Source organism: Anaerosphaera multitolerans, from assembly GCF_004006535.1.
GTDB lineage: Bacteria > Bacillota > Clostridia > Tissierellales > Peptoniphilaceae > Anaerosphaera > Anaerosphaera multitolerans.
On record NZ_RLIH01000025.1, the window covers coordinates 1 to 8,313 of the forward strand.

Genomic DNA, 8,313 nt, shown 5'->3' on the forward strand with positions numbered 1-8,313 from the left:
TTCTTGGTGCGGGTTCAAGTCCCGCCCACCGCACTAATATTAACTCAGCTAAGGCTGAGTTTTTTTATTTTCTAAAATTATTTACTGACCCACCCTTAGTAATTCAAAAAGTGATTTTACAATAATAAAATCACTTTTTTATTCATTTTTTGGTTTGATAATTTGAAAAGCCATGAGTTGTCCCTCCTGTTGATGGGCCTACCAACATCCTTTTACGCGCTTCTTCTGTAAATTGGTTCACCACTGGAGAATTGGGAATATACATCAATTCTTTTAAGAGTTCACTCATTTCGCCATCAAAATTTTTACCTAATTCAATGCGCTTTTTAGCATCAATAAAATACTCGCGTTCTTTCGGACTGACCGTTTGCTCTAACACAACTTGATAAATCAAATTAAGTAATTCTTCTTGGTTTTTGGTAAGTTTCATTTCTTTCTCCTTTGTTAGCTTATTTTTTTTATTATCTTTTTTATGGTAAAATAGTAGGGTGTTGAAAGCCTTTCAACAAAATTTCTAAAAGAGGTATATATTTCCATGATGAATATGCAATCAATGATGAAACAAGCACAAAAACTTCAAAAACAAATGCAAGTTTCACAAGAAGAAATTGCCAATACAACTTTTGTTGGTAAATCTGCTCAAGACCTTGTAACGGTTGAATTTTCTGGTGATCGCACCTTGAAATCTCTTAACATTAATCCAGATGTTATTGACCCTGAAGATCCTGAAACTTTACAAGATATGGTTACTGATGCGGTTAATGATGCACTTAGTCAAATTGAAAAAGTTACAGAACAAAAACTCGGAAAATTCACTAAAGGATTACCATTTTAATCCTTTCTATAAGTTACTGACAGAATTGGCAGAGTCTCTCTATAAACTCTCAGAGTACAAAGAGACTCGACTTTTCACCAGTAATTTTTTTATTGTCCAAAAGGCAATGTCAGCAACCAAAAAGTGGTCAATAAAAGAAGGATAATATTGAAAATCAGAGTAGTTACGCTCAATTTTGACCAGTAGATGCCACTCCTACTGACAGAGCGTTGAATAATATTAGGAAGAGCCATAATAAGAGGAAGCGCAAAAACATTCAAGACTGAACCGCTTGTTTCTTTACTCGTCAGAATTATCCAGAAATTCAGCTTAATTTGCTGGGGTAAAATTAAGAGAAGTATTAAACAAAAGATTAATTCTCCAATTAGCCAATAATCAAAAAAATTTAGCTTTTTCATAAAACTCCTTATCCACTTATTATTATACTCTTTTCAAATTCATTTGATAGAAAAAAACTTATCCCCGTGGATAAGTTTTTTTACTTCTAAAAAATCTATTATAGCTAAACAGACTATTTAAAAAAACCTGTCATTAATTGACAGGCTTATCATTCGAAACTAATTGAAAATATTATTTAGTATATTCTTCAACGAGGGCAATAACTTCTTCCATTGTTGCACATTCGCTCAAAGCTTTGCTAGACAATTCTTCCATTTTCTTAGAATCCAAACGTTTCATAAGTGAACGTGTTTGGAGTACTGATGTTGCTGACATTGAGAATTCGTCAAGCCCCATACCCATAAGCAATGGTACAGCAGTTTGGTCGCCGGCCATTTCACCACACATACCAGCCCATTTACCTTCAGCGTGAGCTGCTTTGATTACATTGTTAATCAAACGAAGGATTGATGGATTGTAAGGTTGATAAAGGTAAGAAACTTGCTCATTCATACGGTCTGCAGCCATTGTATATTGGATGAGGTCGTTTGTACCAATTGAGAAGAAATCAACTTCTTTTGCAAATTGGTCTGCAAGCATTGCTGCTGCTGGAATTTCAATCATGATACCAACTTCGATACCTTCTGCGACTGGAACACCTTCTGCAATCAATTTAGATTTTTCTTCATCATAAATCTTTTTAGCTGCACGGAACTCAGTTACGAGAGCAACCATTGGGAACATGATACGAAGTTGTCCGTGTACAGAAGCACGCAAGAGCGCACGCAATTGTGTACGGAACATTCCGTCACCAGCTGTTGAAAGGCTGATACGAAGTGCACGCCATCCGAGGAATGGGTTCATTTCTTTAGGAAGATCAAAGTAAGGCAATGTTTTGTCACCACCGATGTCCATTGTACGGACAACAACTGGTTTACCATTCATTCCTTCAAGTACAGCTTTGTAAGCTTCATATTGGTCATCTTCTGTTGGGAAATCTTGTGCATCCATGTACAAGAATTCTGTACGATAAAGACCAATTGCTTCAGCACCATTATCGTTAACACCTTCAACGTCTTTAGGTGTACCGATATTAGCAGCAAGCTCATAATGACGTCCATCAGCTGTAACAGTTTCAGCGTCTTTAAGAGCAGCCCATTCTGCTTTTTGAGCAGCATAAGCGTCACCAGCTTTATGGAATTCGCTTTGTTGTTCAGTAGATGGGTCAAGAATTACTTCACCTGTCAATCCTGAAACAGCCAAAAGTTGACCTTCAGAAACAAGTTCAGTAATATTATTTGTTCCAAGAACTGCTGGAATTTCCAAAGTACGAGCCATAATTGCAGAGTGAGAAGTACGTCCACCAATGTTAGTAACAAAGGCTTTTACGAATTTCTTGTCCAATTGAGCTGTATCAGATGGTGTCAAATCTTCAGCAACGATGATTACTTCTTCATCGATGAGTGCTGGACTTGGCAATTTAACGCCAAGAAGGTGAGCTAAAACACGTTTTGTAACGTCTTTAATATCAGCTGCACGTTCTTGCATATAAGCATTGTCAGTCATTCCTTCAAAGATACCGATAAACATATCAGTTACTTCTTTAAGAGCTGATTCAGCGTTAACTTTTTTGTCATTTATTACTGCTTTGATTTGAGCAGTCATATCTGGGTCAGCAAGGACCATCATATGAGCGTCAAATACAGATGCTGCTTCTTCACCAAGGGTTGTTACTGCTTTGTCCTTAATAAGTTGAAGCTCGCTTTGCGATGTAGCAAGTGCTGCATCAAGGCGAGCTTCTTCATTAGCTGTATCAGCAATTGTCTTTGTTTCAAAAGACAAATCTGGTTGGACAAGCAAGTATGCCTTAGCTACTGCTACACCTGATGATGCGGCGATACCTTTAAGCATAGTTGTCATGATTATTCTGCGAGTCCTTCTTTAGTCATTGTTTCAGCGATTGTTGCGATTGCGTCGTCAGCATCTGCACCTTCAGCTGAAATAGTAACGTCAGCGCCTTGACCAACACCGAGTGACATAACACCCATGATTGATTTAAGGTTTACTGATTTACCTTTGTATTCCAAAGTGATTTCTGATGTGAATTTTGAAGCTGTTTGCACAAGCAATGTAGCTGGACGTGCATGGATACCAGTTTCTGCAACGATGTGGAATTCTTTAGATGCCATTTTTATGGTTCTCCTTAGATGTTTTTTCATTTTTATTGACGATATCTAAAATATCTATCACTCTTGAAATTGTACCACAAAACGAAAGGGTTTGCAATATCTGCTGTTAAATTTTCAAGTTTTTTTTCAGGGCTACTTTTGAAGCCTTACTACTATCCGCTTCATCTCCTGATCAAATTAATATTTTTTAAACTACTTTTATACTCTTTAAAATTGAAAAAAACTGTCAGTTTTGACAGCTTTTAATTTTATTTATTTTTACTTTCAGCTTCGTAAATTTCTTGAACGAGCGCTTCTGTTTTATCCCAACCTAAACATGGATCGGTAATTGATTTACCAAAAACTTCTGGCTTATCTTGACGACCATCTTCAAGATATGATTCAATCATAAAGCCACGAACGTTTTGGCGGATTTTATCATCCCAATCACGATTGACCAATGTTTGACGGACAATACGGATTTGTTCCATGAATTTTTTACCTGAATTATCATGATTTGTGTCAATGAGAATGAAAGGATTTTTCAAGCCCATTTTTTCATAAATCTCAATTGTTTCAAGCAAGTTATCTGTATAGTAGTTTGGATGGTATTTGCCATTTTCATCTTGTCCACCGCGCAAAATTGCATGTGCCAGTGGATTTCCTGAAGTTTGAACTTCTGCACGACCAAAAAGGAAATCTTGTGATTGTTGCGCAGCATAGATACCGTTGAACATTACTTTTAGGTTTCCTGCAGTTGGATTTTTCAATCCCGTTGGAACATCAATTCCAGAAGCTACAAAACGGTGTTGTTGATTTTCCACAGAACGTGCACCAATCGCATGGTAGCTGACCAAATCATCAACCATTGGCAGATTTTCTGGGTAAAGCATTTCATCAGCAGTTGTCAAACCAGTTTCAGTGATAACTTTGTAATGCAAGTCGCGAACCATTTTGATTCCGTTGATTAAGTCAGTATGACCATCCGCATCAGGTTCGTGAATCAACCCTTTATAGCCATCTCCATTTGTACGAGGTTTAGCAGTATAGACACGCATTACCATAAAAATCTTGTCTTTGACTGCTTCTTGAAGTTTGGCTAAACGACGAGCATATTCCAATACTGCTTCTTCATTATCAGACGAACAAGGTCCGATAATCAAAAGCAACCGGTCATCTTCGCCTTTGATAATTGCTTCAAGTTCTTTATCTCGAAGCATCTTTTTTTCTTGTTGCTCACTATTGAGATGACCCAACATCTTAATGGCATCAATATTTATCTTAGGACTTATTTCTTTAAAAGTCATTCTAATTCCTCGTATTTCGCTTTGTTATTTTATCTATTGTATCAAAATTTTAATTAATTCTACATTTATTTGCGTCCATTATTGATAAAAAAATTTACTGACAAAGCTGTCAGTAAATTAATTGGCCTTTTAGGCAATGTGTGTACGTCCATGACAATTTTTAAACTTCTTACCAGAGCCGCATGGGCAAGGGTCATTACGTCCAACATTTTCAAATGAAATTTCTTCACTGACAGAAGTGTCAGGACCGACATTTGTAATGTTTTCTTGTGAAGCTGTCGTTGTCATTCTTGGCGCTTCCTGACGGATTGCCGTTTGTGGTTGAATTTGTGCTTTCATCATCAAACGAGTGACTTCAAATTCAATCGCACCAATCATATTATTGTACATTTTATATGATTCTTCTTGATACTCAACAATCGGATTATTTTGGGCATAACCACGAAGTCCGACTGACTGACGCATTTGGTCAAGAGCATCAATATGTTCTGACCAGTTATTATCAACCACACGCAAGATAACCGCACGTTGGAATTCTAACTGACGTTCTGGGTCAGCTAATTTTTCCATTTGTGAAGCATAACGACTTTTGACTTTATCAAAAATCAAATCTTTCATTGCTTGTCCTGACAGACCAGTCAATTCAGATAATTCAATTGCCTCTTCTGGCAACATTGTGTTTTGCACTGTTTGTAAGAGATCTTTGACTGTTTCTTCGTCTTTAAGATTCCCTGCAAGTTCATGACCATCAACCTGACGGTCAATTGTCCGTTTGAACATGCCCATCAAAACAGGAGTCATATCTTCTTTAGTCAAGATAACTTCTTGACGTTGCGCATAAATTACTTCACGTTGCTCACGGATTACGTCATCATATTGCAAGACTTGTTTCCGAGAATCATAGTTATTTCCTTCGACACGTTTTTGTGAACTTTCAATCTGACGAGTAATCAACCCAGATTTGATAACAGCATCTTCACCAGAAATACGCATTCTATCTAGGAAAGCTGAAACACGTTCAGAACCAAAACGTTTCATTAATTCATCTTCAAGAGAGAGATAGAATTGTGAAACCCCTGGGTCACCTTGACGTCCAGAACGACCACGTAATTGATTATCAATACGACGAGATTCATGACGTTCGGTACCAATAACAGCAAGTCCACGGAATTCAGGGTCTGCATGATCAATCACGCCAGGTCCAAGCTTGATATCTGTCCCACGACCAGCCATGTTGGTCGCAATCGTTACTGCTCCTTGTTGACCAGCATTCATGATGATTTGTGCTTCACGGAAGTGATTTTTCGCATTCAAAACTTCGTGAGGAATTTTTGCTTCAACCAATTTCTTAGAAATCAATTCGGAAGTTTCGACAGCAACAGTACCAATCAAAATCGGTTGACCTTCAGCATGACGACGTTTAATATCATCAATAACTGCTTTAAATTTAGCTTCCAAAGTTGGGTAAAGCAAATCTGGATGGTCTAAACGTTGAACTGGACGGTTGGTTGGAATTGGTGTGATTTGAATATTATAAATCTCACGGAATTCTTCTTCTTCTGTTTTAGCCGTACCTGTCATCCCTGACAATTTTTTATACATACGGAAGTAGTTTTGGATGGTAATTGAAGCCATTGTTTTTGATTCATCTTGAATTGGCACAGCTTCTTTAGCTTCAATTGCTTGGTGAAGACCATCAGAATAACGACGACCAGGCATCGTACGTCCTGTAAATTGGTCAATAATCAAGACTTCTTGATTTTCATCAACCATATAGTCAATGTCATGAAGCATGATAAAGTTGGCACGCAAAGCATTGTCAACAAAGTGAGTCAAGGCAACATTTTCCATATCATAAAGATTTTCGATTTGGAAGAATTTTTCAGCCTTATCAATTCCTTCTTCAGTTAAAGAAATTGTTTTTGATTGTAAGTCAATCTTGTAATCATCGCCCTCTTCGTAATCAGAAGTTGCAACGTTCAAGTTTTGACCTTTTAAAGTCTTAGTAAATTGGTCAGCGCGATAGTAAAGTGCTGATGAACTTTCGGCTTGTCCAGAAATAATCAAAGGAGTCCGAGCTTCATCGACCAAAATTGAGTCTACTTCATCGACAAGTGCATAGTTAAGTGGTTTTTGAACCATATCTTCAGCACGAGTAACCATATTATCTCGAAGATAGTCAAACCCAAGTTCAGCTGATGTTGAATAAGTAATATCACAGTTATAAGCTTCACGTTTTTCTTCTGGTGATTTTGAATTCAAGTTCAAACCAACAGTTAAACCGAGCCAACTATAAAGCTCACCCATTTCAGTCATATCACGAGTTGCCAAGTATTCATTGACAGTAACAACGTGAACCCCTTTGCCTGATAAAGCATTAAGATAAACAGGCATTGTTGCAGTCAAGGTTTTACCTTCACCAGTACGCATCTCAGGAACGTCCCCATTATGCAAGACAATCCCACCCATGATTTGAACATGGAAAGGATATAATCCAAGCACACGACGAGCTGCTTCACGACAAACGGCAAAAGCTTCATAGAGAAGGTCATCAAGACTTTCTCCTTTTGCAATACGTTCTTTCAATTCTGGAGTTTTGGCTTTTAACTGCTCATCTGTCAAGTGTTCCATTTCATCAGCGAAACTTTCAACTTGGAGCGCCATTTTATTGAGTTTTTTGAGCTCTTTTTTGTCGTTTTCGACAAGTTTTCTAATAATATTTGGCATATTTTCTCTTTCACATAAATAAGTGGATATTACCATTAATTGTAACACTTTTACATAGCTTTTACAAACTGAAATACCACAAAACACTCGATTTTTAATTCGTTTTCATGTTGACAAGCAACAAAATTAAGTTCATAATGTTGTTTGTCAACAAAAAAAGAAAGAAGAAATAAAATGACAACATTACTCATCGTCTTAGCCCACCCACACACTGATGATTTCAGTTGGTCTCTTGCTACAACTGAAAAATTCAAAGAAGCTTACCGCCAAACAAACCCTTCTGATAAAATAATCATTCGCGATTTATTTGCAGAAAAAGTTCCAGCTCTTGATAACGAAACTTCTGCCGCTTGGAAGCGTAATAAATATACTCCCGATTTACTTAATGTGGCTGACAAAAATTTACTCCATCGTCATGAAGAATATTTAGAAGAATTTCTGTCAGCTGATAAATATGTTTTCGTCAATCCTATGTACAATGGCTTTGTCACTGCTGAATTGAAACAATATATCGATGTCATTGCCGTACCTAGAAAGCTTTTCCGTTATACTGAAAATGGTCCGATTGGTTTACTTGAAGGAAAAAAATCACTTCATATCCAATCCGCTGGCGGTTTTTATCATAATGAACAAGATCCAACCCATATGGCGAATGATTTAGGAGCTGCCTATATTGACCAAACAATGAAAATGGTGGGAATTACTGACGAAAATCGCAAGCAACTCTTCGTAGAAGGATATGCTCGCTATCCAGAACGTTCTGCTGAATTGAAAGAAAAAGCGTTCACTAATGCAGAAAAAATTGGACAAAGTTTCTGAGACCTCACTGGAAAGTCAACGAAAAACTAGACACGGAGTTAAGAGAATTTAAGAATTATATTTTTCAAAGTCTTTTGGA

At 37.2% G+C, this 8,313-nt stretch carries 8 protein-coding genes; 2 read left to right on the forward strand and 6 right to left on the reverse strand.

Annotated elements, in window-relative coordinates:
- Positions 1-142: 142 nt before the first annotated feature.
- Entirely contained in the window at positions 143-430 is a 288-nt protein-coding gene (locus tag EF514_RS10360) for a hypothetical protein (protein WP_011834226.1), read from the reverse strand.
- Between the two features lie 114 nt (positions 431-544).
- Here EF514_RS10360 and EF514_RS10365 point away from each other — a divergent pair, with 114 nt between their 5' ends.
- Entirely contained in the window at positions 545-835 is a 291-nt protein-coding gene (locus EF514_RS10365) for a YbaB/EbfC family nucleoid-associated protein (RefSeq protein ID WP_420836578.1), read from the forward strand.
- Positions 836-924: 89 nt separating this feature from the next.
- On the opposite strand, the gene EF514_RS10370 is transcribed toward EF514_RS10365, so the two are convergent.
- The 5 genes from EF514_RS10370 to secA all read right to left on the reverse strand — a co-directional run bounded on the left by EF514_RS10370 (position 925) and on the right by secA (position 7,463).
- Complete coding sequence (locus EF514_RS10370) at positions 925-1,233, reverse strand: hypothetical protein (RefSeq protein ID WP_014734898.1); 309 nt, start codon at positions 1,231-1,233, stop codon at positions 925-927.
- 172 nt (positions 1,234-1,405) lie between these two features.
- On the reverse strand, positions 1,406-3,133 hold the full coding sequence (ptsP, locus tag EF514_RS10375; RefSeq protein WP_011834225.1) for a phosphoenolpyruvate--protein phosphotransferase: 1,728 nt from the start codon (positions 3,131-3,133) through the stop codon (positions 1,406-1,408).
- A gap of 2 nt (positions 3,134-3,135) precedes the next feature.
- Complete coding sequence (locus tag EF514_RS10380) at positions 3,136-3,402, reverse strand: phosphocarrier protein HPr (protein WP_011834224.1); 267 nt, start codon at positions 3,400-3,402, stop codon at positions 3,136-3,138.
- 248 nt (positions 3,403-3,650) lie between these two features.
- Positions 3,651-4,688 carry a 3-deoxy-7-phosphoheptulonate synthase gene (locus tag EF514_RS10385; RefSeq protein ID WP_127725384.1) on the reverse strand — a complete coding sequence of 346 codons (1,038 nt, stop codon included), beginning with the start codon at positions 4,686-4,688 and terminating at the stop codon, positions 3,651-3,653.
- Positions 4,689-4,817: 129 nt separating this feature from the next.
- Positions 4,818-7,463, reverse strand: a complete 2,646-nt coding sequence (gene secA, locus EF514_RS10390) for a preprotein translocase subunit SecA (protein WP_420836579.1) — start codon at positions 7,461-7,463, stop codon at positions 4,818-4,820.
- Between the two features lie 96 nt (positions 7,464-7,559).
- Here secA and EF514_RS10395 point away from each other — a divergent pair, with 96 nt between their 5' ends.
- On the forward strand, positions 7,560-8,234 hold the full coding sequence (locus EF514_RS10395) for an FMN-dependent NADH-azoreductase (RefSeq protein ID WP_205666446.1): 675 nt from the start codon (positions 7,560-7,562) through the stop codon (positions 8,232-8,234).
- The last annotated feature ends 79 nt before the right edge of the window (positions 8,235-8,313 follow it).

Coding starts and splice junctions, on each gene's coding strand:
- EF514_RS10360 (WP_011834226.1), bottom strand. CDS start 430: ATGAAACTTACCAAAAACCAAGAAGAATTACTTAATTTGATTTATCAA.
- EF514_RS10365 (WP_420836578.1), top strand. CDS start 545: ATGCAATCAATGATGAAACAAGCACAAAAACTTCAAAAACAAATGCAA.
- EF514_RS10370 (WP_014734898.1), bottom strand. CDS start 1,233: ATGAAAAAGCTAAATTTTTTTGATTATTGGCTAATTGGAGAATTAATC.
- ptsP (WP_011834225.1), bottom strand. CDS start 3,133: ATGACAACTATGCTTAAAGGTATCGCCGCATCATCAGGTGTAGCAGTA.
- EF514_RS10380 (WP_011834224.1), bottom strand. CDS start 3,402: ATGGCATCTAAAGAATTCCACATCGTTGCAGAAACTGGTATCCATGCA.
- EF514_RS10385 (WP_127725384.1), bottom strand. CDS start 4,688: ATGACTTTTAAAGAAATAAGTCCTAAGATAAATATTGATGCCATTAAG.